Consider the following 25,755-nt stretch of genomic DNA (forward strand, 5'->3'; position numbering starts at 1 on the left):
GGGAATCGCGGATGAAAAGAAGAACGAGGCTGGTTAGTATCGTGTTAGCTGCGATCATGCTGCTGCTTAGCGCATGTAACATTAACATGGGCGAGGAGTCTGAAAAAGGGGGGGATCCCGTACCAAAGACCGATGCCGGCACTCAAAAAGTGGTGTTCTGGCATGCGATGGGAGGCGCGACAACCAAGGTGGTTGATCAATTAGTCGCTAACTTTAACGCTTCGCAGGACAAGGTGCAGGTAGAGGCGGTATATCAGGGAACCTATGATGACCTGTTAAGTAAACTGAAGGCGTCGATGGGTACAAACGAGGGACCGTCCGTGGTCCAGATGTACGAGATCGGCAGCCGGTTTATGATCGATTCCAAACTAATTACACCCATGCAGGAGTTCATCGATGCGGATCAGTGGGATGTGTCGCAGCTAGAGCCTAACATCAGCGGGTATTATACGTTTGAGGATAAGCTGTATTCCATGCCTTTCAACTCCTCTAATCCGATACTGTATTACAATAAAGACCTGTTCAAGGATGCAGGGCTCGATCCGGAAAGTCCGCCCCAGACGTTTGAAGAACTGAAAATCGCGGCAGACACGATATCGAAAAAAGGGAAGGCGGTTGGAGCGAATTTTGCCATATACGGCTGGTTTATGGAGCAGTTGTTTGCCAATCAGGGTGCGGAGTATGTGAACAACGGCAATGGCAGAGACGATTTGGCGACCGAGTCGCTTGTCAATACCGAGCCTGGCGTGAAGGTGCTGACTTGGTGGAAGGATCTGATCGATTCCAAGGCAGCCAATAATCTGGGACGTAAAACCGATGATTCCAAGAAGGCCTTTTCGGCCGGTCAGGTCGCCATGATCCTGGACTCAACCGCAGCCTTGAAGGGACTTGTGGATAGCGCGGAAGGCAAATTTGAAGTAGGCACAGGCTTCCTTCCGAAGCCGGAAGGAGCGGGAGAAGGCGGCGTTATCGTGGGCGGAGCAAGCCTCTGGATGATGAACAGCCGTCCTGAAGCAGAGCAAAAAGCGGCATGGGAGTTTATTAAATTTTTAACCTCCCCATCGGAGCAGGCATACTGGCATATCAATACCGGGTACTTCCCGATTACCACGAAGGCGTATGAAGAAGAAAGCGTGAAGGAGAATCTGAAGAAATTCCCGCAATTCCAAACGGCCATTGATCAGCTGCACCAGACGAAGCTGGTTAAAGCGACCCAGGGGGCGGTGATGGGCGTATTCCCCGAGGCAAGACAGATTGTGGAAGGTGCGATTGAGGAGGTACTGAACAATAAAAAGTCACCACAGCAGGCCTTGGACGACGCAGCGAAAGAAATTACGACCAAAATCCAGGATTATAACCGTACCGTGAAGTAGTATAGATGTGGAGCCAGGGCTAAACGGTGGGTGAGGAGCAGCGAGATACACCTCTTCATTGAGTAAAGGCAACCTGTGTATACCCGGGTATTTGATTGGCATTGAGGTTAGATAGAAACCCACCTCAACCGCAAGCGACGGAATCATGATTACCTACGTTCTCTTGAGGCTATACTGGTGGTGTTTGAGTTTACAAAAGAAACGCGAAAGCGTATACTCAGACAAAATAACCGTTAATTAGAGTACCTCACCGAATAACAGCTACTTCGTGAGGAAATTCCCTTCCTCTTGTGTTAACACTCACATTTAGGGCGTATATAACGTTATTCGAAACTGAATGCCCCTATCCCGGATGAATGCGATTAATCGCGCTTATCGGATGGAGGGCGTTTTTTCATATCGTGGCGGACATAGACAGGGGATAGACAAGATGAGCAGATTGACGAAGGAATTGGCGCAAGAAATTGTAACGCGGACGATGCAAGTGATTCATTATAATGTGAACGTCATGGATGAACGGGGGCGGATTATCGGTTCTGGCGACCGCTCGCGCTTATATCAGAAGCATGAAGGGGCGCTCATTGCGATTGAGAGGAAAGGTCGCTTCGAGATTGACGAGGAAAGCGCGCGCAAGCTGCAAGGGGTGCTGCCCGGAACGAATCTGGCCATTCACTTCCAGGGCGAAGTTGTTGGGGTCATTGGCATTACCGGCGATCCGAACGAGGTGACCAAGTACGGCGAGCTGGTGAAAATGACGGCGGAAATGTACTTGGAGCAAGCAGATCTGCTGGAAAAAGCCCAATGGGATAAGCGGATGAAGGAGGATTTCCTTCAGTCCGTCATTCATGCGGACGGCAAGGATAACGCCATGCTGCGCCTCCAGGCGGAACGGATTGGCTTCCATCCGGATAAGGCGCGGGTTGCATGCATTATGGAGCTGACCGGTGCGCAGGACGCGAATTCATTGTCTACGCTCAAGCAGGTGGTTGAAATATTGGAGGGTCGGCCCGCCATCGACCTGATCGCCATTCGCAATACGCGCCAAATCGTGTTGTATAAGCCCCATCTCCATCCGCGGGAGCCGAACACCGATATATGCGAAGGCATCCGCCACATTCGCAGGCTGCTGGAGGAGAAGCGGATTGCACCGCTCCGCATTGCGGTTGGCAAGGCGTATTCCGGCATCGACGGCTTAATCGCGTCTTACCGTTCCGCGCAAGATACGATGCGGGCAGGCCAGGCGATATTCCCGGAGCAGACGGTATACTACAGTGAAGATATGCCGAATGAGACCGTGGCAGCGAACGTTACGCCCTCGTGGGTGGTGGAAGAGCTGAAGCGGCTATGGTGGCGATTCGCGCAGGAGGATAAGAGCGGGGAACTGCAGCAGACGCTGGTGGCCTATTATGATGAGAACGGCGAGCAGCAGCGCATCGCCGAGCGGCTGTCGATTCATCGGAATACGCTTCGCTACCGGCTGCAGCGCATTCATGAGGCGACCGGCAAAGACCCGAAGCATTTTCGCGATTTATATACGCTGATGACGGCCCGCTGGCTAAGCGCGCTAAGAAGAGAGGAAGCCGGAGAGTGACGGCGTCTGGAAGGAACATGCATGATTTGTGCATTTGAACAAAAAACATGTTCTATAAAGCGCTTTATTTCATTTTTATGCATGATGAAGCGCTTTCACATTACAGGTACAGTTATAGTATAACGAATGGAGACAACACATTAGGGGGCCTTGACTATGGACGTATCTGTAACTGTACTTGGTGCTTTGACGGCATTGGTTGTGGCGATTGTGCTTATATTGCGTAAAGTCCCTCCGGCCTATGGCATGATGATTGGGGCACTTGCCGGGGGGGTCGTCGGCGGAATCGGGCTGGTTGATTCGGTGAATTTGATGATGGAGGGCGCGAAGGGCATGATTCCGGCCGTGCTGCGCATCCTGGCAGCCGGCGTGCTTGCCGGCGTCCTGATTGAATCGGGCGGCGCGAAGACGATTGCCGAAACGTTGGTCCGCAAGGTCGGCGAGACGCGTGCGCTGTTTGCGCTGGCGTTCGCGACGATGGTACTGACGGCGGTCGGCGTATTTATCGACGTCGCGGTCATTACGGTGGCGCCGATTGCGATCGCGATTGCGCAGCGCGCCGACTTGTCCCGCATGGCGATATTGCTTGCCATGATCGGCGGTGGGAAGGCCGGCAACATTATGTCGCCGAATCCGAACGCCATCTCGGCGGCAGAGGCATTCAATATTCCACTGACATCGATGATGATGGCAGGAATCATACCGGCTGTCCTTGGGCTTTTTGCCACTTATCTGATCGCGAAGCGCCTGTCCAAAAAGGGAACGAAGATCACGGGCCAGGAAAGCGTAGACGACGGCGCTCAGCAGCTTCCGAGCTTCCTGGCGGCGATGATGGCTCCGATCACGGCGATTGTGCTGTTGGCACTGCGCCCGCTGGCCGGCATCGTCATCGATCCGGTTATCGCGCTGCCGGTCGGCGGCCTCGTTGGCGCCTTGTGCATGGGCCGCATCAAGCAGATCAATCAATTTGCGGTATCGGGCTTGGGCAAAATGTCGGGCGTGGCTATCATGCTGCTCGGCACGGGGACGTTGGCAGGCATTATATCGAATTCGCAATTGAAGGATGTCATCATCGACAGTCTGGCCACCTCCGGCTTGCCGGCTTACTTGCTTGCGCCGATCAGCGGCGCGTTCATGTCCTTGGCCACCGCTTCGACAACAGCCGGTACCGCGGTTGCCAGCTCGGTGTTCGGCTCGACGATTATGGGGCTTGGCGTTGCTTCCCTGGGGGCTGCGGCGATGATTCACGCCGGGGCGACCGTCTTTGACCATATGCCGCACGGCAGCTTCTTCCACGCAACGGGCGGAAGCGTCAATATGGCGATGAAGGAGCGGCTGCGTCTTATTCCGTATGAGACCGCAATCGGTCTCGTTCTGGCCGCCGTATCGACACTGGTGTTCGGCGTGTTCGGCTGGTTCTTGTAATCTGCGGCAAAATGATGGTTCAGGCAGTTGGTTTAGACTGATGGAGAGGGAGTGGAGAGAATGAAGGTTGTAATTGCTCCAGATTCATTTAAAGAGAGTTTATCCGCATTAGAGGCATGTCATGCCATAGAGAAGGGAATGCGCGCCGTATATCCCGAAGCGGATATCGTCAATGTGCCGATGGCTGACGGCGGGGAGGGCACGGTGCAGTCTTTGGTGGATGCGACAGGTGGACGATTGGTTCACCGCGAAGTGACGGGACCGCTTGGCACCCCCGTGACCGCGTTCTACGGCATACTTGGTGACGGAAAGACCGCGATTATCGAAATGGCGGCCGCCTCGGGACTAGCGCTTGTGCCGCCAGAGCAGCGCAATCCGCTCGCGACGACGACGCGGGGCACCGGCGAGCTGATTACGTCGGCGCTGAACGAAGGCGTCAGCACGATTATTCTCGGCTTGGGCGGCAGCGCCACGAACGACGGCGGCGCCGGCATGGCGCAGGCGATCGGGGTGCGGCTGCTTGACGCTCATGGCTCGGAAATTGGCCATGGCGGCGGAGAGCTGCATCGCATTGCCCGCATCGATACGGGCGGAGCCGATCCGCGGCTGAAGCAGGTTGCCTTCGTGGCCGCGTGCGATGTGGATAACCCGCTGACCGGAGAGCGCGGCGCCTCGGCCGTATTTGGCCCCCAAAAAGGCGCCGATCCGGCCATGGTACAGCAGCTTGACGGCAATCTCGCCCATTATGCGGCGATGATTCAAGCATGCTTGGGCCGCGACGTGGCCCAGATTCCCGGCGCTGGCGCAGCCGGAGGGCTTGGCGCCGGTATGCTCGCTTTTTTGGCCGCTGAGTTGAAGCGGGGCGTGGATATTGTTATCGAAGCGACGGGGCTGGCTTCGCATGTGAAGGATGCGGATCTCGTCATTACGGGAGAAGGCCGCATCGACGGACAGACGATTTACGGCAAAACGCCGATGGGCGTGGCCAAGACGGCCAAGCGGTACGGAGTGCCGGTCATCGGCATCGCGGGCTCGCTTGCGGACGGGCATGAAGCGGTGCTTGAACATGGCATCGATATGGTGTTCACGATCGTGCCCGGCGTATGCAGCCTGGACGATGCGATAAGACAAGCCGCCGCCAATATGGAGCGTACAGTGCGCAATATGGCGATGACGTTAAAATGCGGTAGCAAGTTGGCTTGAATAAGATGACGATTAGAGACGGGCATGATGGAATTCGAGTATAGGATTTGATTGGCAATCCTGTTGCTAAGGGGCCGTCCCATTAGTAAGTCTGCTTACTCGATGAGACGGCTCAGTGGATGAAAAAACAGCAAAAAATAAAGGAATGGCGGTTCCAGGGAGGTCAGCCCTGTACCGCCATTTCTGTCTTTGACGAGGGATATTTTCCTCCAAATCCATTAATCGTTTGGATAGCACCTCCATTTTACCGAAAAACGGTTTCTTTGCGTCTAAAAAAGTAAGAAATCTGCACGGCGTAGCGGAGAGGACAAAAGGATTCCGGACAAGCGTCAGTGTTCGCCATTACCCCCACAGTTCGTCTTTACCCAGAACCATTCCAAGAAATGTGGGGGCAACTGCGATGGTAGGAACGATTCGTACACGGAGTGTCTTCTAACAGCAAGCAGGGGTCCTCCCGCAAGATCTAAGAAATTTCGGGGGGACCCCCTTTGTCCCCATAACGGGGTTATTTGTGACCCCTTACCGTGATTCTGCGTAATACTCCACAAGGAAATCACGGAACGAAATCGCGGCCTTGGACAAGTACCTGGATTCCAGCCATGCAATTTGGAATATGCGGCGGGCCAGAGGCTCCTGAATGCTTAGCTTCGTCAGCTTTAATTCCTCGCCGCTTCTGCATTCACCGATTAAAGCCACGCCAAATCCGGAACGGACCAAATCGGCTATGGTTCCGGGATCCTCCACCTCGCAGACGATCTTCGGCTGAAAACCGGCTTGTTTGCAAAACTCATTATTCATCTTCTGATACGGATGGCCTTCTTTATAACCGACAAACGATTCTCCTGCAGCCTCGCTTAAGTGAATTTGATTTTTTCCGGCTAAGCGGTGGGTAGGGGGAACGGCTAAGAACACCTTTTCGACGAGCAAAGGCAAACTGCGTATATCCGGGTGCCGGATGGGCATGGAAGTGAGAAAGAAATCAACCTCATTATGTTCAATGGTCTGAACCATATCCTCCATCGAAGACTGGATGATATGAAAGTTGACTTTCGGATGTTTGCTTAGAAACAATCTTAAAGGCTCACGGAGCTGTTCCATGTTGGATAAGGCCATATGAATGCGCCCATGCTCCAGTCCCGCCAGATCCTCGACTTCCCGCCGTCCTTCTTCCAGCAGCTGCAGCGCTGCTTTGGCTTTTGCCAAAAATGCTTTGCCATACGGATTGAGACGGATTTGCCGGCCTTGGCGTTCAAATAACGGAGCGCCCAGATCCTCTTCGAGTCTGGAAATGGTCTTGCTGAGCGCCGGCTGAGCAATATGGAGCTCCTCTGCAGCTTTGGTCATATGTTCAAGTCTTGCTACGGTTACAAAATACTTCAGCTGTAACATTTCCATTACGGTCCACCGCCCTTGCTTATATACTCCAGTATATATATACATAGACAATTTTGTATTTTTTATTATCTATCGATGATTATAGAATGATCTCAGAAAGAAGATCAAGGGATTCATGAAAGGATGATCGATATGAGAGCCGCTGCGTTTCGTACGATTGGACCGCCGGATGTCCTGCGTGTCTTGGAATTTGAAGATCCTCAGGCCGGTAGCGGCCAGGTAAGAGTTAGCGTCAAGACAGCTGGCGTACAGCCGGCCGACTGCGGAATCAGGGGGAGCGGCTGGGCACCGCCCGGCGTGACATTGCGGATGCCGCAAATCCTCGGTAACGAGTTCGCCGGAACGATAGATCAGGTAGGTGAGGGAGTCACCGGCTTTGCGGTTGGAGAGGACGTCATTGGCTGGTCTGTACTCGCCTGCTACGCTGAGTATGTAGTGGTCGGCACAGATCAAGTGGTACGCAAACCGGATTCCATGCCTTGGGAAGAAGCCGGTGTCTTGACCGCATCGGGGCAAACCGCTCATACGGCACTTGGGACGTTAGGGGTCGGTCACGGGGATACGGTTTTGATTCATGCGGCAGCGGGTGGCGTCGGTTCTTTTGCCGTCCAAATCGCTCGTGCCTGGGGAGCCCGGGTCATCGGAACGGCAAGCGAGCGAAATCATGACTATCTTCGTTCACTGGGTGCTGTTCCTGTTGTTTATGGCCCAGGTCTTGTAGACCGGGTCAAGGCTGCAGCCCCCGAGGGAGTGAGTGCAGCGCTGGATGCCGCCGGGGAAGAAGCGCTGCGGGCTTCGGTGGAGCTTGTCGGCGACCGGAGCCGCATCGGCACGATTGTAGCCTTCGATCGGGTAGAGGAATTGGGCGTTCGCGCGATCCGCAGTCAGCGATCCAAGGATCGATTGGCCGAACTGGTTCAATTATATGAACAAGGGGAACTGAAGATCCATGTGTCCCGGACGTTTTCGCTGAGCGAAGCGGCAGAAGCGCATCGTATCGTGGAGTCCGGCCATGTTCGGGGGAAGGTCGTGCTGCGAATAGACCAGCCATGAGAACCGCGCATGATGTTGGAGGAATGATTCGTACGCGCAGCGTCATACAAAAGACGGAGGGGGGGTCCCAGACTAAGGTCCAGGAAGAAACTGGTCCGTGGCAGCGTGTTAACTTTTTCCTTCACGATATAATGGACATATACATAAAGAGGAATGGACGTGGAGGTTTTTATGAGAAAACAGAGTATGATGGCAGTGAAAATCTCATCGCTGTTGATATTTGCCGTACTGGTGGGATGCGATGCCGCCAATAATGCGGAGGAAGCATTAAATCAGGAGCTTGATAAACTAGCGCAGGTCGGAAATATTGCCGGCGATTCAGCGCTGGCTATCAGTGATCAAGTAAAGCGGGAAGGGAAAGAGTTCGAGTTGACGACGGCTCAGGAAGCGGGAGCAGCCGAGGGACTGGCCATCGACCATGCCGTAGGCAATATTGAGCTCATCGCTGTACCCGGTAATGAGATCAAAGTAAAAACCACCGTATGGTTTAACGAAAGCTTCTTCAAGAATGACAATATTCGTACCCAAGTTACGGAGCAGGCGGCCACTTCTTTTACGCTCAACGACGGTACGCTGGAATTAAGAACGCACCCTAGGGAGGACTCCAGCAAGAGTCTATGGGATTGGTCGCAGAAGCAATTTGGCGATTCCGGATTCATGATTGATTATGTGATCGAAGTACCGGAAGACCTGCACCATATCCGCATCAAGAATGATGTTGGAAAGATTCGGCTGAACGAATTGAAGGGAGTTTTTGAACTTCAGTTGGGAGCCGGGGAAATTTGGCTCGGTAAAACCGAAATCACGGGCAATTCCAAGATCGTATCCGAAGCGGGCAGCGTGAAGCTGGATCTAGAGCAGATCGATAAGGACAGCACGCTGACGGCCACCACATCGGCAGGCAGCATCACGGCTACGTTTGCGCCGTCCATGAAATATACGCTGGATACGCAGACCGAGCTGGGACAGATTACAGGCGCAAGCCGGGGGCAGAGCGATGTAAACGGCGGCGGAGCGAAAATATCCCTGACTACCTCCGTCGGTTCCATCAAAGTTAATCCACAAACGGCACATGACAGCTAAGAACATGCCAGACTCCATAACGAGCTAATCGCTTGGAATAATCGGGGGAAACTCTTCAAATCCCTCTAGTACATAAGGTTATCAAGGATCAATAAATATACAAAAAAACAAACACGGACGGAGCTTTCGTGTTTGTTTTTTTTGTATGTGTAGACCATAGCGCGAATTGGAAATGGGGCTTACATTAACTTCAATACTTGGCACAGCTGATATAGATAGTGCACGCCGCGTATTTGGTTATGGTTGCGGTAGTTGAGGTATACAAGCGTGTCCTTGAGCACCCGTCTGGCATTATGAACTTGATGATGCTCGAGTTCATGCAGTACATCTTTGATGACTTCCAGCGGGTAATTAGCCGAGCGAAGAATCCGAATGATCATGATCTGACGGATCTGCGCGCCATCGAACCTTCGGTAGCCGTTATCCTGATCCCGGGGCAGATTAAGGACGCCTTCCTTCTCCCAGTGGCGGATGGCCGAGGTAGGAACGCCGGTCTCTGCCGCAACCTCCCCGATAGTCAACTCTCTTTTCCGGCCACGGGCATCGACAACGTCAAGCTGCTCGGTTTCCAGAATGCGGATGGTCCGCTCCGCGAGGATTTTATCCTGCTGCAGATTGGCCTGGACCTCGCTTACGATCCACAGTGCTTCATCCAGCTCGTTCTCCTGCAGTTTGATCATCACTTGCTTTGTAACGTCTACGCCGAAACCGGGAAACATGGCTCTGATGCATTCAAAGTAAGCGGCATGCTCCTCGGTATATATCCGGTAACCGTTCGGAGCACGCTTCGCAGGAGGGACAATTCCCCATTTTTCATAGTGCTTGAGCGCACTTGTGGTAACCCCCAGTTTCTTGGCGATATCAATCGGTCTGATACCCATGATGGTCCCCCTTGCCACATGCGGATCTGCCTGAATCCTTTTTTCTGGGGGATTGTATCATGAAGCATGGCTCAATGAAAAGCCTGCCGGGAAAATGGCGGATCCTCGTCTTGATCTATGTCATGATGATTGTCGTTCCAAAAATGCGCGAATGTATTGGATGATTTCCGGTCCATGTGACTCCAACGCAAAATGCCCGGCATCCTTCAGGATGTGAAGCTCGGCCTCGGGCAGATCACGCAGATACGGATGGGCCCCGTTCTCAGGGAAGATGTGGTCACCTTGTCCCCATACAATAAGCGTTGGTGGCTGCGCATCCCGGAAATACTGCTGCCAAGCCGGGTACAATGGAGGATTTGATCCGTAATCCAAGAACAAATCAAGTTGTATCTCCTGGTTGCCGGGGCGGTCCAGCAGCGCTTGATCCAGCGTGTAGGTGTCCGGGCTAATAAGGGAGGTATCATGGACGCCATGCGTATATTGCCACTTCGTTGCCTGGATGCTGGTTAACCAGCGCAGGGCCTCGCGTTTATCCGGATTCACGGAGTCCTCCCAATATGCTTGGATGGGATTCCAGAATTCTTCGAGCCCCTCCTCATAGGCGTTCCCGTTCTGAATGATCAGGCCTCGGATTCGCTCGGGATGTCGCGCCGCAATCCGGAACCCGACGGGTGCACCATAGTCCATCAAGTACATGTAGAAGCTCCGAATATTTAATTGGGCCAGCAATTCTTCGATGAGCTGACTGAAATGGTCAAAGCTGTACCGGAACTGATCATGGTCTGGTGCGCTGCTGTAACCAAATCCCGGATAATCAGGCGCAATTACATGGTACTGATCGGCAAGGGCCGGAATCAATTGACGATACATATGGCTGGAAGTCGGGAAACCATGCAGCAGCAGGACAACAGGCGAGCCGGGAGCCCCCGCCTCACGGTAAAAAATGTCCAAACCTTCGATTTGAGCCGTGCGATACTGGATTTTGTGTTCCACTCGATAAACGCCTCCTTGAATAACCTACGATTTTTTATGATGCGTTTGCTATGTAGATCCTTTTGACTGGTCGGAATGATAAGAAAAAAACACCCCCTGTGGATTTATTAACCACCATAAATGATTTAAAGGTATTATATATTCTAATTATTAACCTTTAAAGTGTTGTTTTGGGTATTAAAAAAGGAATCTTAGATGGTTTATCTAAGATTCCTTCGTTTGCTGCTGTTTCTGACGCTCCAGATAGGCAGCGACCTTCATGCGGTTCCCGCATGTTTTGGGGCTGCACCAGCGCCTTGTGCTATTTTTGCTATTGTCGTAAAAGCGAAGCACACACGCCGGATTTTCGCATTTTTTCACCAATTTCAGGTCATGGGTGGTTAAAAAATCAACGGCAGCTGCGGCAACCGGGGTCAACAGATCCAGCGGCTTGCGAAAAAGCATCCGGCTTTTTCGGCTGTACGCGTTCCCTTCCGCCACAAGCGTTGTGCGAAGGATTTGCTCCTTCAGCAGCCCATTGACATACTGCAGACTGGCCTCCGTTGAGGTTTCGTTCACACTGCCCGGCTGAATCAGATGATAGAGGTGGTCGCGTAGCAATCTGGCGGCTTCCACGATTCCGGCTTCCTCCTCGTTGCCGTTATATACCGCCTTGCGCAGGTTGCGTTCCACCTCCGACAGCAGGTTCGCCTTCACCATCCAATCCAGTAAAGAATCGAATGTATCCAGCAAATCCAGCGGCTGACCGTTGACAGCAATCTTGGTATTGACGAAATCCAGTACGGGATGGTTGCCAATAAAATAAAATTCGGGTGCGATTTTTTTCGGCATAGGTCCGCTCTCCTCAGAACATACGATAAGTACTTATTTGTAGCCCATTATATAGTCAATGCTGTTCATACACAAATGAAACGGCACCAAACATTATACATAAACCTTAAAGCTCCGTGACGGCTTTTGATATCGAAAGCGGCGATAGATCAACCTTTTTATGTTTGGGATTTTGTACTTGCATCAATGTTGTAAGATGGGTTTGTAAAATGAAGTATTGGAGCTAAGGTTCCAAAATGAAAGAGTATTCGTTCTCAATGAAGCTCAGCTCCACAAAACTTTAGGAGGTTTGGAAATGGAAGGAACGATTAAGATTCGCGGTGCCCGGGAGAACAACCTGAAGAATGTTTCGCTTGAAATCCCGAAGTACAAACTGGTTGTCATGACAGGGCCGTCCGGCTCCGGGAAGTCGACGCTCGCAATGGATACACTGCAGCGGGAGTGCCAGCGGCAGTACATGGAATCCATGGGCATGGTGTCGGACTCGGTCAGCAAGCCGAAGGTGGATTCGATTGAAGGACTTTCCCCGTCGATCAGCGTGGGACAGCACATTACGAACCGGAATCCAAGATCCACCATCGGAACGGTGACGGATATCTACACGCTGCTTCGAATTCTGTTTGCCAAGCTTGGTGAACGTACCTGTCCGTCCTGTGGCGATACGGTGATACCTCATGTGGATGGAGAAGCCTATCACGGACTGGCGGATGAGGAAGAGATCAGCGATTCCCACGAGACGGTTCATTGTAGGCGATGCGGCCATGGTCTCGAAAAATTGACGATGTCGCATTTTTCCTTTAACAAGCCGGAAGGCGCATGCGTAACATGCAGCGGACTCGGTCAAACGGTGAGTCTGAACATGGATGCCGTGTTCCGTCCGGAATTAAGCCTAAGAGACGGCGGGGTGGCAACGTGGTACAGCGCTCTTACCGATTATAACACCAGCATTCTGAAAGCGGCAGCCAAGTATTACGGGTTCGCATTCGATGAGTTCATGCCGCTTCGGGATTATGACGAGGTTCAGCGTGATCTCCTGTATTTCGGCGTTGAGAGCGAGCAGTTCAGCCGGCATTTTCCTGAGATGAAGCCGCCGAAGTCCGTAGGACAAGGCAAGTACGAGGGTGTAGTTACCGGAATATGGAGAAGGTACCGGGAGAAGGGGAGCGAGTCCGGGGAAGCCTCCCTGTTTCATGAGCATGTCTGTCCGGACTGCCACGGAACGAAGCTCAAGGAGGACAGCCGCCGCGTCCGGATAGAGGGCGTCTCCATTAACGAAGTCAACGCCTGGTCGATCGGGGAAGCCTTGAACTGGATGGAGGCACTGCTGAAGAAGCTGACGGCGGACCAATTAATGATTGTGGAACCGCTCATTCATGATTCCGTCGTCAGACTACAACGTATTATGGATGTCGGATTGGGTTACATGTCCATGGAGAGGCAGGTCGTCACCATGTCAGGCGGAGAAGCCCAGAGGCTTCGGCTCGCATCGATTCTGGGATCAGGCCTCACGGGGGTGCTTTACATTTTGGACGAACCGACAACGGGACTGCATCCCACAGATACCAGGGGACTCATCCAGGTTCTGAAACAACTGAGAGATTTGGGCAACACGGTGCTCGTCATCGAGCATGACGAAGAAGTGATGCGGGCCGCTGACCATATCATTGATATCGGACCGGGTGCGGGAACGATGGGCGGTACGGTTGTCGGTCAAGGAACGCTGGAGGAATTGATCCATAATCCCCAGTCCGTGACCGGATCCTACTTCCGGGATAACACGATGCTCACGGCACCGAGTCGACGCAGGGCTGGAAACGGAAGCCTGCTGACGATCAAGGATGCACATTTAAGAAATCTGAAACATATCACGACCTCTTTCCCGCTCGGCTGTCTCATATCGGTGACAGGTGTATCGGGATCTGGTAAATCCACGCTTTTGTTTGATCTTCTGGCGGAATCCGGAAGTGATCAATCAACTCCAATCGGCTGCAAGGCCATCACAGGTTGGGAATCGGTAGGGCAGCTGATTACGGTTGACCAATCACCGGTATCCCGAATGCAGCGCTCCAACATTGCTACGTATACCGATGTTTACACCCATATCAGAAACTGGTACGCCAGCTTGCCGGAAGCCAAGGAAAGTCAATTGACGGCCAAGCACTTTTCCTTTAACACGCAAGGTGGGCGATGCGAGACATGCCAAGGCCTTGGCGTCGTGTCCGTGCATATGCACTTCCTTCCGGAGCTGGAAGTACGTTGTCCGGATTGCAAGGGCAAGCGGTTTAAGGAAGAGGTTCTGCGCGTGACCTATAACGGTTACACCATCTCCGACATTTTGGATATGACCATTGAGGAAAGTCTGTCGAGTCTGGAGGATCGACCGAAAATCATGGAATTGACCCAACTGCTCTGCGATGTCGGACTGGGGTATTTGAAGTGGGGGCAATCGGTGAGTACTTTATCCGGCGGTGAGGGGCAGCGGATTAAATTGGCCAAGGAACTGAGCAAAAAAACGAAGAATCACACGCTGTATTTGTTGGATGAACCTTCAACCGGGCTTCACCCGGGAGATGTCCGGCAGCTGCTCGTTCTGTTGAACCGCTTGGTGGACGCGGGGAACACTGTGATTTTGGTTGAACACAATCTGGATTTGATCTGGAATTCCGATTGGATCATCGATATCGGGCCTGGCGGGGGAGCAGCCGGCGGATCCCTGGTGGCGACAGGAACGCCCGAAGAAGTGGCTGCAGTGGAAGCCTCGTTTACCGGCCGCTTTATCAAAGAAATCTATATGTGACGGGTTGAACGAGAAGGGAGGAAGTTTGAATGGAGCAAGCCGTAGATGAGAAAGGCAAGGTAACAAAAACCACGGTTCGATATTTTATCAAGCTGCTGCGTTCTTCGGGCATTCCGAAGCTGGTGCTCTTTCTGGCGATCGTATTAAGTTTGGTCGGGGCGGTGACGGGACTTATCGTCCCGCTCATCACCGGCCAGCTCATCGATAATTTCGCCGCAGATGCGTTTAATATTCGCATGGTCGGCTTTCTGGCCGTTCTGTTCCTGCTGGAGGCTGTGGCGAGCGGACTTTCCTATTATATGCTTGCCTATGTCGGGAACCAGACGGTCAACAAAATTCGCAAACGGCTTTGGACCAAGGTGCTGGCTTTGCCGGTTCCGTTCTTTGACAAGCATCGCTCGGCAGAAACGATGAGTCGGGTGACCAACGATACGAACGAAGTGAAGACGCTGATCACGGATCATTTGATTGCTTTTTGTTCGAATCTATTGACCGTTTTGGGGGCGGTTGCCATATTGTTTTACTTGGATTGGCGGATGACCCTCATTATCCTGATTGCCGTTCCGGTCGGGTTCGGCATATTAATGCCCATCGGCGGAAAAATGTACAAAATCTCCATCAGTATGTATGGACAGCTGGCCCAGCTGTCCGCCATGCTGACCCAGGTGATCGGCGAGATCCGCCTGGTGAAAGCCTCCAACGCAGAACGGAGGGAGGAGAAAAGCGGGTACGAGGATATGGACAGCCTGTATCGTTTTGGCATGAAGGAAGCCAGGATCAACTCGGTCCTGATTCCGTTGATGTCGATGGTCATGGTTGTGCTGCTGGTGGTCATCATCGGATACGGCGGCGTTCGCGTCTCTTCCGGCGCGCTCAGCGCAGGCGAGCTGGTATCGTTTATCCTGCTTCTGTTCCAGATCATGTTTCCTTTCAGCCAGTTTGCCACGTTCTATTCCCAGCTCCAGAAGGTGATGGCGGCAACCGAGAGATTGCGGCTTATCCTCGAATATGAGCCGGAGAGCGACGATCGTGCCGTGCGTACTGCACCGGAAGGGCATCGGGACGTTGCATTTAAAGAGGTGACGTTTGCTTACCATGAAGGCGAGACCATTCTGTCCGAGGTATCCTTTTCGATACCTGCCAAGAAGGTCACCGCGCTGGTAGGACCCAGCGGTAGCGGCAAAACCACCGTGTTTTCCTTGATTGAGCGGTTCTACACGCCATCCGGCGGGGAGATTTACTTTGGCTCGGAAGCGATCCGTGATTATACGCTGGAGTCCTGGCGGCGAAAGCTCGGATATGTGTCCCAGGACAGCCCGCTCATGACCGGAACGATTCGGGACAATATCGTTTATGGACGGGAGGAGCCGGTCTCCGACGAGGAGATTGCGGAAGCAGCGAGGCTCGCCTACGCGGAAGGGTTTATCGAAGCTCTGCCGAGGGGGTACGACACGGAGGTTGGCGAGCGGGGCATCCAGTTATCCGGAGGTCAGCGCCAACGGGTCGCGATTGCAAGGGCTTTGCTGCGGAAGCCGGACATCCTGCTTCTGGATGAAGCGACGGCAAGCCTAGACAGCGACTCCGAGCACGAAGTGCAGAAGGCGCTGAACAATCTGATGGTGGAACGCACGACCGTGGTCATTGCCCACCGGTTATCCACCGTGGTCGAGGCCGATCAGATCATTGTGCTTGAAAAAGGACAAATTACGGGAAGCGGGACGCATGAGGAATTGATCCGTAACCATCCATCCTATGTCGAGTGGGCGAAGAAGCAGTTCCAGACCGGGGAATAGGTACGGGGCGGGAAGGATTATTTACTGCCTGAAACGAATATAACGACAAAGTGACATAGCCTTTAGTTTAGATGAGATTAGAGGAGATGAGCAGAGCATGGCGCAGATCAAAATTTACGGCGTCCGGGAGCAGCTGAACCCGGTGAAGGAGCAGCTGTCGGAAGTGATACATTCGTGCGTGGTAGACGCATTTGAACATCCGGCGGATAAGAAATTTCATCGTTTTTTCCCCATGAGTCGGGAGGATTTCCGCTTCCCTGACGGGAGAACGGATCGTTACACGGTGATCGAGATCAGCATATTTGAAGGCCGGACGGTGGAGGCTAAGAAACAGCTGATTCGATTGCTGTTCGAGCGGATTCAGCATACGCTGCATGTTTCTTCCCAGGATGTGGAGATTACGATTTTCGAAACGCCGCAGCACAACTGGGGAATCCGGGGGTTGCCCGGTGATGAATTAGCTCTGGGTTATAAGGTGAATATCTAGAGCATCCAGGAAGCGCGAAGTGCTTAAGGGACAGTCCAAGCGACTGTCCCATTTTATGGTTATGGAGAATGCAGGACTCCCCACTTTCACTCCTTCAAACGTTCAATAATAAGATTTAAATCGGCAACCAGCTTGGTCATGATGTCGGCTGCATCCGAGACTTGCTTAATGGATTCAAAATGTCCCCGGAACGCTTCGACGATTTCATGAGTATGCTCCGCCGTTTCACTTGTAAACTGGGTCATATCTTGAATGGACTGATTCATTTGGTCGGAACCCGTATTTAACTGCTGTGTGGATGCGGAGATTTCTTGCATTTGGAGCGCTACCTGCTTTACGGCATGATAGATTACTTCGAATGAAGCCTTCGCCTGATCTACAACCTGCAACCCGGTGTTCATGTTGTGGTCCACTTGGCCGATGCTGCCTAACAGATCGGCGGTTTCTCTATGTATAGTCCGGATCAGCTCCGTGATTTCCTCAACGGAGGCGGAGGATTGCTCGGCGAGCTTGCGGATTTCACCCGCTACAATCGCGAACCCTCTACCGGCCTCGCCGGCTCTTGCCGACTCGATGGAAGCGTTTAATGCCAGCAAATTCGTCTGGCTTGCAATACTTTGAACCACCTGCAATATATGTCCGATCCGGGCAATATGGTGGTTTAACGTATTTACCGCCTCTTGCGATCTAGTGACGGATTGACCGGTATTTCTGATCTCGGATACGATATTACCGATCATATGACTGCCGAACTCTGCTTGTCTGGCGGATTCTTCGGATGCAGCTGCGGCTTCTGTTGCCGAAGCTGCCACATGCCGGATTCCTACGGCAATATCGCCAATGGCGGCGGTATTCGCTTTCATAACATGTAACTGATGATGTGCTCCGGCGGCTACTTGCTGAACAACTCCGCCAAGATGCTTGCTGATCTCTGTGCTGTGCCCTGATTGACTGCTTAGCTGCAGCGCCGTGTCATTCAATTGGAGGGAGGTCTGCGACAATTTCGATGTGATCTCCTCAATGATCGCGGCACGCTGTTGATGCTGCTCCTCTTTTAATAATGTTTCGATCTTCAGTGTGCTGAGAATTTGCCAGCTGGTTGCTGCCGATGTGAAGATCAGGAATAAGGCATGTATGAGAAGCATGGTGAGCGAGTAACTGGTTGTTCCGAACACAAGTTCAGGAATGACCAGATAGCCAAGCAAATGGTGTATGGCAAATATAGCCGTCATCAATATGATAAGTCTTATATCTTTATAATAGGATAATGCAGCAACAACCATAAAGATGGAAAAGTGAAATTCGACGTGACCGCCTGCGCCGGCAATCATCGAAACGCTTCCAAGCGTAAGGATGAGCGTGTGTAAGTACGGAATCATCGGATGATCCGAACGTCTTGCATAGATGGCCAAAGTTATTGCCAGTAGAACAATAGGGAGGGCAAGCAGCATATACAATGTGGGGCCGAACTGACTCTCCATCTCGGATGATGTGAGCATGCCATGTGCATGCATGGTGTGATCAAACAGATGAAATTTCCGGGCGAGCAGATGTACGATGCCGGCAATAACCATGACGGCCAGTGAGACTGAATTCATAAGCTTGTTCTTTTGTTTCAGCATAAAAAGTTTATCGCGCTCCTTATCTTTCGATATAATGACATAAAAACCTCGATATATCCTACCGTATTTGACAGGAGTTAGCGTTTTCCTTCAAATCGAGATATATAATTTTAAAATATGAAAAATGGTTCTATACGATTTATTTATCGGTATCTGAATTCAAAATTAAAGAGGGGGATATTCTTGACCTTACAGCAGCTGAAATACGCCATTGAAGTAGCCAATCGAGGCTCGATGAATGAGGCGGCCAAACGCTTGTTCATTTCTCAGCCCAGCCTGTCCAACGCGATCAAGGATCTGGAAGAGGAGCTCCGCATTACGATATTCGAGCGGACCAACAAAGGCATATCATTGTCCAAAGAGGGCGCGGAGTTTCTAGGATATGCACGACAGGTGGTAGAGCAGGCCGAACTACTGGAGGGGCGTTATCTGAACGCGAAGCCTTCTCCGCAGCATTTTTCGGTATCCACACAGCACTATGCCTTTGCGGTTAATGCCTTCGTGAAGCTGGTTCAGGAATACGGACAGGATGAATATGAGCTGGCATTGCGGGAGACGAAGACTTATGAAATCATCCAGGATGTCAAGACCCTGCGCAGCGAAATCGGCATTCTGTACCTCAATGAATTTAATGCCAAGGTGATCAACAAGCTGTTGAAGGATGCAGGACTGCAGTTTACCAGCTTGTTTACGGCCAGACCGCATATTTTTATCAGCATCAAAAATCCGTTGGCCAAGCAGTCCATCGTGACCATTGACGAGCTTCAGAATTATCCGTATTTGTCATTTGAGCAAGGGGAATACAATTCGTTCCACTTCTCTGAGGAAATCCTCAGCACGCTGTCCCATAAAAAAAGCATCCGGGTCAATGACCGCGCGACCCTGTTCAATCTGCTGATTGGTCTGAATGGCTATACGATTTCAACCGGGGTGCTGAGCGCTGACCTGAACGGGAACGAGATTATTCCGGTTCCGCTCGCATGCGATGAGACAATCAACGTCGGATGGATCAGCCATAAGAATGCGACCCTATCCAAGCTTGCTGCCGCTTATGTCGAGGCGCTGCATGAAGCGATATCCACCTGATTTTGATGGGTATAGCTTCCAGCTATAGTTAGCTATAGTTTATAAGAGTTACTGTACGACGACAGCAGTATGGATACCCTTCTTACAGAGAAATTTTTTTTCGGTGAGGGAGAGGAACCATAGATGAGTAGAGCAGTAGAGAATGCATCCAAAAGAACGGTGACCCCTGAGATTTGGAACTCGTAATCAAATAGTCATCCCTCATATCCCCCCTGGGAGGTATCGGAAAAGGATTCCGATAACCCGCTCAGGGGGATTTTTATTAGCGGTTGGACATGATCTGGTTACGGAATTCCCCCGGCGACATGTTGGTGGACTGCTTGAATACCCGGCATAAATAATGGACCTCCATTCCCACCTTCCTCCCAATTTCCTCCAGCGTCAAATCCGTGGTCATCAGTAGACCTTTTGTCTTCTCGATCCTGACTTTAATAATATACTGCACAGGTGTCATCTTCATTTTGGATTTGAAGAAGCGGATGAAATAGTTGGGATTATAATGGATAAGTCCTGCCAGCTGTTCCACGCTGACGTTATCGTTGATATGCTCCTCGATATACTGGAATACCGTGTTCAGCTTCTGCATGTCGGGCAGCATGGACAGCGAGATTTGGCCCTCGGGAACGATGTCAAGATAATGTCGGACAAGCTTCATCAGTATTTCGTTCCTTTGCAGTGGGGCGGTCCAGGCGCTGCTCCGATAGGCATCGATCAGTTCCTTGAATAACAGCTCCATATATGACTCGTCCGGCACATCCAGCACGTGGGGAAGATGAATCAGCTGAAACAAGTTCAGCGTGTCCACCTTGGCGGTAAAATGGCACCAGAACTTCCTGTAGGTATTGTCGCCCACGACAGAGATGGAATGAAGCGATCCGGCTGGCATGAGCACGATTTGCCCGGGGGAGGGATGATATTCTTGTTCGTCGATCTTAATCCAGCCTTCCCCTTCCCTTATAAAATAAAGGGCGTTATAGGACGGCCTCATATTAAAGAAGCGCCAGTTCTGGGACACTTTATCAACCTTGGCAATGGATAAGCGAAGATTCGCGTTAGCCAGGTAGTTCTGAATCAACTTCAGGTGGTTAATATCCATTGGCTGCCCCCTACCGGTTGTGTATTTTGGATACATTGATGTGTTTTTTATGCATTTCAAATCCGAGCGGCATTCATTAAGCTAAATGAGAAATCGCATTCCATGACATATCAAGGGGGAGGAAATGAATTCAAAGCTTATGGCTGATCTGCCATTCCATCAGGATATCAAAGGAAATCGAGGAGGAATCGTTAAGGAATGATGATGATGAAACGGATTAAGAAATACGCAGTAATCGGGTCCGCGATATTATTAATGACCGCATCCATTGCATCTGCCGAACCTGCGGAGATCAGTAAACGGACGGTGACGGATCCTGCTATGGCAAATACCGCCGGGATGCCCGAAATTGAATCATCCGGAGCGACTGATTCCGCTTGGTCGGCAGGAACGCCACTGGACGTACTTAAGAACGATTTCAGCATATTTTATAAGGATTTGCAAGCGATTCCATATTTCGCTGGCGGCGGTGTTGCTGCAGTAGGGGATACGGCATTCAATATCAACGTGCCCGATTATATTCCAACGATTTCGGCAGCCCGTTACGGCAAAGGGCGTATCGTTGTCGCGGGGAGCAAGGAGTATTTCAATCTGACTGAGTCGGCGGGGGATACTGCCGGTAAACTGGCCCGGAATATTTTATGGTGGCTGACGGAAGATGCCACCACGAATCAAGGTCAAGGAAACGATTATACGAACCGCTATGAAGATGCATTGAAGAAATCTGGGAAGAAGGTTCGATTGATAACGACCTCCGCCGGGCTTACGGTAAACCCGGATTTGCCCATTGAATTGGTGAAAATCGACAGTTGGGATTCCGTAAACCTGAATCCGCAAAAATATGCGGCAGCCTATGTAGACCCAATGATGAAGGAAAAGGATCTGGAAGCGCTGGATCAATATCTAAGGTTAGGCGGCGGCATTGTCGTGGCGGATAACCTGAGCGGCATCGAGGGAATAACGCGTGATACCCCTGAGGAAATCGTGCTTCAGGTCGGTAATCTGAGGGGAGCCAGACTGAGCCGTGATTTTGCGATTCAAAAGCTGCTTAACCGGGCCGGGCTGACGCTGATGAACCGAGGCTCGGAGTCTAGTGTGGGCGAATCGGCATTGACCTATGAGCAAGCCAACAAACATCATATCAAGACACGGCTTGCTCAAGGCAAGGAAGTGGAAGAGGGAACGATCACTTACGATCAAATCGATATCGGCCCGCCGGGCACCCCTGCGAACAAAAAACAGGAGCGGCTCTACCATATACTAAACGAGACACTCGAAACACTATCCAGCGAATCCCCGCTGTACGCTTGGGCAGATACGGAGGCCGGCAGCCTGCCGCCCGCCGTGTTCCCGATCCAAAAATTTCAGCAGCCCTATACGAATGCGCTGCATAACTTCCGCTTCAGTCATTTTACCTTAGATCCGGCCAACGAGAAATCTCCGTATGCCGACGCATTTCCGGGAGTAGTTTCGGAGGAAGCAGTCATCGTGAACGACCGGGAAGTCGAGGTCGACTTTGATTTCCCCAACACGATGTACACGCACGCCCTTCCGTCGAAAAACTGGATCAGTACCGGATTGTATGCACCCCCCGGTAAAGTGATTACGCTTGAAGTACCGGAAGGCGTGGAGCATTTAACGGTTCAAATCGGTTCGCATGATGACGATTTGAGAGGATCCGGCAAGTGGGGACGAGTTCCGCTTATCGTAAACCACCAGAAGCTGACCCCGGGCATCCATCAAGTTAACAGCCCATATGGTGGCTTCATATATCTCATTCCCCTAAAGGCGAAGGATGATTTCCGGGCAACCGTCAAGATCAGCGGGGCGGCGGAAGCACCGTATTACGTGCTTGGCAAGACTACGCTTGAGGAATGGGAGAGAATTCGCACCGGGCCGGTTGCCGTCCCTTTTGCAGAGCTTCAAGGCGAGCGTATTATCCTGACGGTCCCCTCGGATTTGATTCGCCAAGTAACCGACCCGGAGGAGTTGATGCGGACCTGGGACGAAATCTACGACAGTTATGATGAACTGGTAGGTCTTGATCCGGACAGGGCGATGCCTCATACCGCCCATCAATTGAATCGCCGTTACGTCGCCGACGGACAGATCTCATCGGGGGCAATGCATGCGGGATATCCGATCATGATGCCGTTCAGTTATGCGGCCAACCTGCTGGATGTCCATTATGTAAAAACAAGCGCTTGGGGATTCTGGCATGAACTTGGGCATGAATACCAGCAGCGGACATGGACCTGGAGCGATGTCGGGGAAGTGACCGTTAACCTGTTCTCACTTTACACCCAAGAGAAGTACGGGAATGCCTCCGAACTATTGAAAATCGGGAATGACGGCAAGAATTATTATGACCGGGGAATCGAATTTGTAGAACGTCATGATCCGGCAAAAAAATACGGCCAAATCGGCAATTATGAAAGACTGGTGATGTTCAAGCAGCTTCAGCTTGCTTACGGCTGGGAATTCTATACCCGGATATTCGAGAAATACCGCGAATTATCTCGCGATGAAATTCAAGGCACGGTCGATACTTTTGCCGTCATAGCTTCTCAAACGGCTGGAGAGGACCTGACTGAATTTTTCGACAAATGGGCAATAGGTCTGACGGAAGACGGAAAAGCAAGGATTGCCTCATTGAATTTGCCTAAGCCGCAAACCGATATTTGGACGTTAAGAGAATAACCATGAAGAAGCCATGCTTTCTCGATTGAGGAAGCATGGCTTTTTTGTTTATGCAATATAACATATTTTTGTGCAGGATATTGCATGCATGTGACTTTTTGCATACAATGGAATGGTAAATGATATGTACGTTAAGATACTTCGGATCCACGGGAGGAATTTCATATGTCCAGTCAATCGTTAAGCGCTTTCTTACAGGATAATCTAACGGAACTCAAGCAGCAAGGGCTCTATAATACCATCCAGCCTCTTGAAAGTCCGAATGGCCCGCTTATTACCATTCAGGGTCGTGAATTCGTGAATTTATCTTCCAACAACTATCTCGGACTGGCGAATGATGAGCGATTGAAAGAAGCGGCCATCCGGGCTACGACCGATTTCGGGACCGGAAGCGGCGCTGTTCGCTCCATCAACGGAACGCTTGCACTTCATGTAGAGCTTGAGGAGAAGCTTGCGCAGTTCAAGGGAACCGAAGCGGTGCTGACGTATCAGTCCGGTTTCAATTGCAATATGGCGGCGATCTCGGCGGTGATGGGTGCCGGGGATGCGATTTTGTCGGATGAATTAAACCATGCATCCATTATTGACGGCTGCCGATTGACCAAGGCGAAGGTTATTCGTTTTAACCATTCGGACATGGACGATTTGCGTTCGAAAGCGAAAGAAGCGAGAGAATCCGGTTTATATAACAAAATTATGGTTATTACCGACGGCGTGTTCTCGATGGACGGCGATATTGCGAAGCTCCCCGAAATCGTGGAGATTGCCGAAACCTATGATTTGATCACTTATGTAGATGACGCGCATGGATCGGGTGTACTTGGAAACGGTGCGGGTACGGTGAAGCACTTCGGTTTATCGGAGCGGGTAGATATTCAGATCGGCACGCTGTCCAAGGCGGTTGGAGCCGTCGGCGGTTATGTTGCCGGATCCCAGGATCTGGTGGATTGGCTCAAGGTCCGCAGCCGGCCGTTCCTGTTCTCCACGGCGCTGCCTCCAGGCACCGTAGCCGCTTGCATCACGGCTATCGACATCCTGCGGAACAGTAAGGACCTTCAAGAGAAGCTGTGGGCGAACACGAAATACCTGCAGGAAGGGCTCAAAAATCTTGGCTATTCTGTCGGCCGTACGGAAACTCCGATTACGCCTTGCATCATTGGAGATGAAGCTACCACCCAGAAATTCAGCACCAGATTGTACGAAGAAGGCGTGTATGCCAAATCGATTGTATTCCCGACGGTGCCAAAAGGCACGGGAAGAGTTCGGAATATGCCAACCGCCATCCATACGAAGGAGATGCTGGATCGCGCACTTTCCGCATATGAAACCATCGGACGCGAGCTGGGTCTGATCTAATAAGGGGGCACAAGTGATGAAACGAATTATGGTAACCGGTGCGCTCGGTCAGATTGGCTCAGACCTGGTGGCAAAATTGCGGAAGATATACGGCGAAGAAGCGGTTCTCGCAACGGACATTCGCCAAATACAGCATGAAACGTTGCAATCAGGACCGTTCAGAATACTGGATGTAACCGACCACCACGCTTTCCACGAAGCAGCCAAAGAGCACCGGGCGGATACGATTATCCACCTTGCAGCCCTGTTGTCCGCCAAGGCAGAATCCAATCCGGCCCTGGCGTGGAACCTGAACATGGGCGGTTTGTTAAGCGCGCTCGAGACGGCACGGGCATTATCCTGCCAGTTCTTTACGCCGAGCTCCATCGCGGCATTCGGAGCGGACACCCCGAAAAGAGCAACGCCGCAAGACACGCTGCAGCGCCCGTTAACGATGTATGGAGTCAGCAAGGTTTCCGGTGAGCTGTTGTGTGACTACTATTACCATAAATTCGGAGTGGATACCCGCGGATTGCGCTTTCCCGGGCTGATCTCCCACTCCGCGCCTCCAGGCGGGGGAACGACAGATTATGCGGTTGAGATGTATGTAGACGCCATCCGCAATGGCAGCTACACTTCTTATATTGATAAAGGGACCTACCTTGATATGATGTACATGCCGGATGCGATTTCCGCCATCATGACATTGATGGAAGCGGATCCGTCCAAGCTGAAGCACCGTAATGCCTTTAATGTCACGGCAATGAGCGTTGATCCTGAGGGGATTGCGGCCAGCATCCGCCGGCACATACCGGATTTCAGCCTCGACTATAACGTGGATCCTGTCCGTCAAGCGATTGCGAATGAATGGCCGGATTCCATCGATGCAACTGCAGCACGCGAAGAATGGGGATTTGATGTACAATATGATTTGAACCATATGACCGATGATATGGTGTCAAAGCTTATGGAGAAGCCGCAAGCGGATCAGAGCAAGATCAGTTAACGGCT

The 25,755-nt window shown here is 51.7% G+C and carries 19 protein-coding genes; 13 read left to right on the top strand and 6 right to left on the bottom strand.

What is annotated here, in order from left to right; translation table 11 throughout:
• The first annotated feature begins 11 nt into the window (after positions 1–11).
• From ACETK5_RS04155 to ACETK5_RS04170, 4 genes are all read left to right on the top strand, one after another.
• A complete protein-coding gene (locus tag ACETK5_RS04155) occupies positions 12–1,373 on the top strand; it encodes an ABC transporter substrate-binding protein (RefSeq protein ID WP_100538577.1) in 1,362 nt (453 codons plus the stop codon).
• Between the two features lie 430 nt (positions 1,374–1,803).
• The gene (locus tag ACETK5_RS04160; RefSeq protein WP_394054342.1) at positions 1,804–2,964 is read left to right on the top strand and encodes a sugar diacid recognition domain-containing protein; all 1,161 of its coding nucleotides are present in this window, start codon (positions 1,804–1,806) and stop codon (positions 2,962–2,964) included.
• Positions 2,965–3,120: 156 nt separating this feature from the next.
• Positions 3,121–4,389 (top strand): GntP family permease, encoded by a 1,269-nt coding sequence (locus ACETK5_RS04165; protein WP_100538574.1) that lies wholly within the window; start codon positions 3,121–3,123, stop codon positions 4,387–4,389.
• A gap of 60 nt (positions 4,390–4,449) precedes the next feature.
• On the top strand, positions 4,450–5,592 hold the full coding sequence (locus tag ACETK5_RS04170) for a glycerate kinase (RefSeq protein WP_326114687.1): 1,143 nt from the start codon (positions 4,450–4,452) through the stop codon (positions 5,590–5,592).
• Positions 5,593–6,111: 519 nt separating this feature from the next.
• Here the strand turns inward: ACETK5_RS04170 and ACETK5_RS04175 are convergent.
• Positions 6,112–6,987 (bottom strand): LysR family transcriptional regulator, encoded by an 876-nt coding sequence (locus tag ACETK5_RS04175; protein ID WP_100538572.1) that lies wholly within the window; start codon positions 6,985–6,987, stop codon positions 6,112–6,114.
• A 132-nt stretch (positions 6,988–7,119) separates the two neighbouring features.
• Between ACETK5_RS04175 and ACETK5_RS04180 the strand changes: the two genes are divergently transcribed.
• Positions 7,120–8,040 carry an NADP-dependent oxidoreductase gene (locus ACETK5_RS04180; protein ID WP_394057322.1) on the top strand — a complete coding sequence of 307 codons (921 nt, stop codon included), beginning with the start codon at positions 7,120–7,122 and terminating at the stop codon, positions 8,038–8,040.
• A gap of 171 nt (positions 8,041–8,211) precedes the next feature.
• On the top strand, positions 8,212–9,123 hold the full coding sequence (locus ACETK5_RS04185; RefSeq protein WP_394054343.1) for a DUF4097 family beta strand repeat-containing protein: 912 nt from the start codon (positions 8,212–8,214) through the stop codon (positions 9,121–9,123).
• Positions 9,124–9,302: 179 nt separating this feature from the next.
• Here the strand turns inward: ACETK5_RS04185 and ACETK5_RS04190 are convergent, their stop codons facing one another.
• The 3 genes from ACETK5_RS04190 to ACETK5_RS04200 all read right to left on the bottom strand — a co-directional run bounded on the left by ACETK5_RS04190 (position 9,303) and on the right by ACETK5_RS04200 (position 11,828).
• Positions 9,303–10,004, bottom strand: coding sequence for a MerR family transcriptional regulator (locus ACETK5_RS04190; RefSeq protein ID WP_394054344.1), 702 nt, complete (start codon positions 10,002–10,004; stop codon positions 9,303–9,305).
• A gap of 120 nt (positions 10,005–10,124) precedes the next feature.
• Positions 10,125–10,997, bottom strand: coding sequence for an alpha/beta fold hydrolase (locus tag ACETK5_RS04195; protein WP_394054345.1), 873 nt, complete (start codon positions 10,995–10,997; stop codon positions 10,125–10,127).
• Between the two features lie 204 nt (positions 10,998–11,201).
• On the bottom strand, positions 11,202–11,828 hold the full coding sequence (locus ACETK5_RS04200; RefSeq protein ID WP_394054346.1) for a CGNR zinc finger domain-containing protein: 627 nt from the start codon (positions 11,826–11,828) through the stop codon (positions 11,202–11,204).
• 295 nt (positions 11,829–12,123) lie between these two features.
• Between ACETK5_RS04200 and uvrA the strand changes: the two genes are divergently transcribed.
• From uvrA to ACETK5_RS04215, 3 genes are all read left to right on the top strand, one after another.
• Positions 12,124–14,625 (top strand): excinuclease ABC subunit UvrA, encoded by a 2,502-nt coding sequence (gene uvrA / locus ACETK5_RS04205; RefSeq protein ID WP_394054347.1) that lies wholly within the window; start codon positions 12,124–12,126, stop codon positions 14,623–14,625.
• Between the two features lie 29 nt (positions 14,626–14,654).
• Positions 14,655–16,418 carry an ABC transporter ATP-binding protein gene (locus tag ACETK5_RS04210; RefSeq protein ID WP_394054348.1) on the top strand — a complete coding sequence of 588 codons (1,764 nt, stop codon included), beginning with the start codon at positions 14,655–14,657 and terminating at the stop codon, positions 16,416–16,418.
• Positions 16,419–16,515: 97 nt separating this feature from the next.
• Positions 16,516–16,905, top strand: coding sequence for a tautomerase family protein (locus ACETK5_RS04215; protein ID WP_394054349.1), 390 nt, complete (start codon positions 16,516–16,518; stop codon positions 16,903–16,905).
• Positions 16,906–16,991: 86 nt separating this feature from the next.
• Here the strand turns inward: ACETK5_RS04215 and ACETK5_RS04220 are convergent, their stop codons facing one another.
• A complete protein-coding gene (locus ACETK5_RS04220; RefSeq protein WP_394054350.1) occupies positions 16,992–18,527 on the bottom strand; it encodes a methyl-accepting chemotaxis protein in 1,536 nt (511 codons plus the stop codon).
• A 183-nt stretch (positions 18,528–18,710) separates the two neighbouring features.
• Between ACETK5_RS04220 and ACETK5_RS04225 the strand changes: the two genes are divergently transcribed.
• A complete protein-coding gene (locus ACETK5_RS04225; RefSeq protein ID WP_119847051.1) occupies positions 18,711–19,613 on the top strand; it encodes a LysR family transcriptional regulator in 903 nt (300 codons plus the stop codon).
• A 262-nt stretch (positions 19,614–19,875) separates the two neighbouring features.
• Here the strand turns inward: ACETK5_RS04225 and ACETK5_RS04230 are convergent, their stop codons facing one another.
• Complete coding sequence (locus ACETK5_RS04230) at positions 19,876–20,709, bottom strand: helix-turn-helix transcriptional regulator (RefSeq protein ID WP_394054351.1); 834 nt, start codon at positions 20,707–20,709, stop codon at positions 19,876–19,878.
• 198 nt (positions 20,710–20,907) lie between these two features.
• Here ACETK5_RS04230 and ACETK5_RS04235 point away from each other — a divergent pair, with 198 nt between their 5' ends.
• The 3 genes from ACETK5_RS04235 (at position 20,908) to ACETK5_RS04245 (ending at position 25,750) form a co-directional block, all read left to right on the top strand.
• Positions 20,908–23,409: a M60 family metallopeptidase gene (locus ACETK5_RS04235; protein ID WP_394054352.1), complete on the top strand. Its 2,502-nt coding sequence runs from the start codon at positions 20,908–20,910 to the stop codon at positions 23,407–23,409.
• A gap of 165 nt (positions 23,410–23,574) precedes the next feature.
• Positions 23,575–24,765, top strand: coding sequence for a glycine C-acetyltransferase (locus ACETK5_RS04240; RefSeq protein WP_394054353.1), 1,191 nt, complete (start codon positions 23,575–23,577; stop codon positions 24,763–24,765).
• A gap of 16 nt (positions 24,766–24,781) precedes the next feature.
• Positions 24,782–25,750 carry an NAD-dependent epimerase/dehydratase family protein gene (locus ACETK5_RS04245; protein WP_100538558.1) on the top strand — a complete coding sequence of 323 codons (969 nt, stop codon included), beginning with the start codon at positions 24,782–24,784 and terminating at the stop codon, positions 25,748–25,750.
• Positions 25,751–25,755: the final 5 nt, after the last annotated feature.

Origin of the sequence: Paenibacillus ilasis, assembly GCF_043195395.1 — a bacterium.
Lineage (GTDB): Bacteria > Bacillota > Bacilli > Paenibacillales > Paenibacillaceae > Paenibacillus_AQ > Paenibacillus_AQ lautus.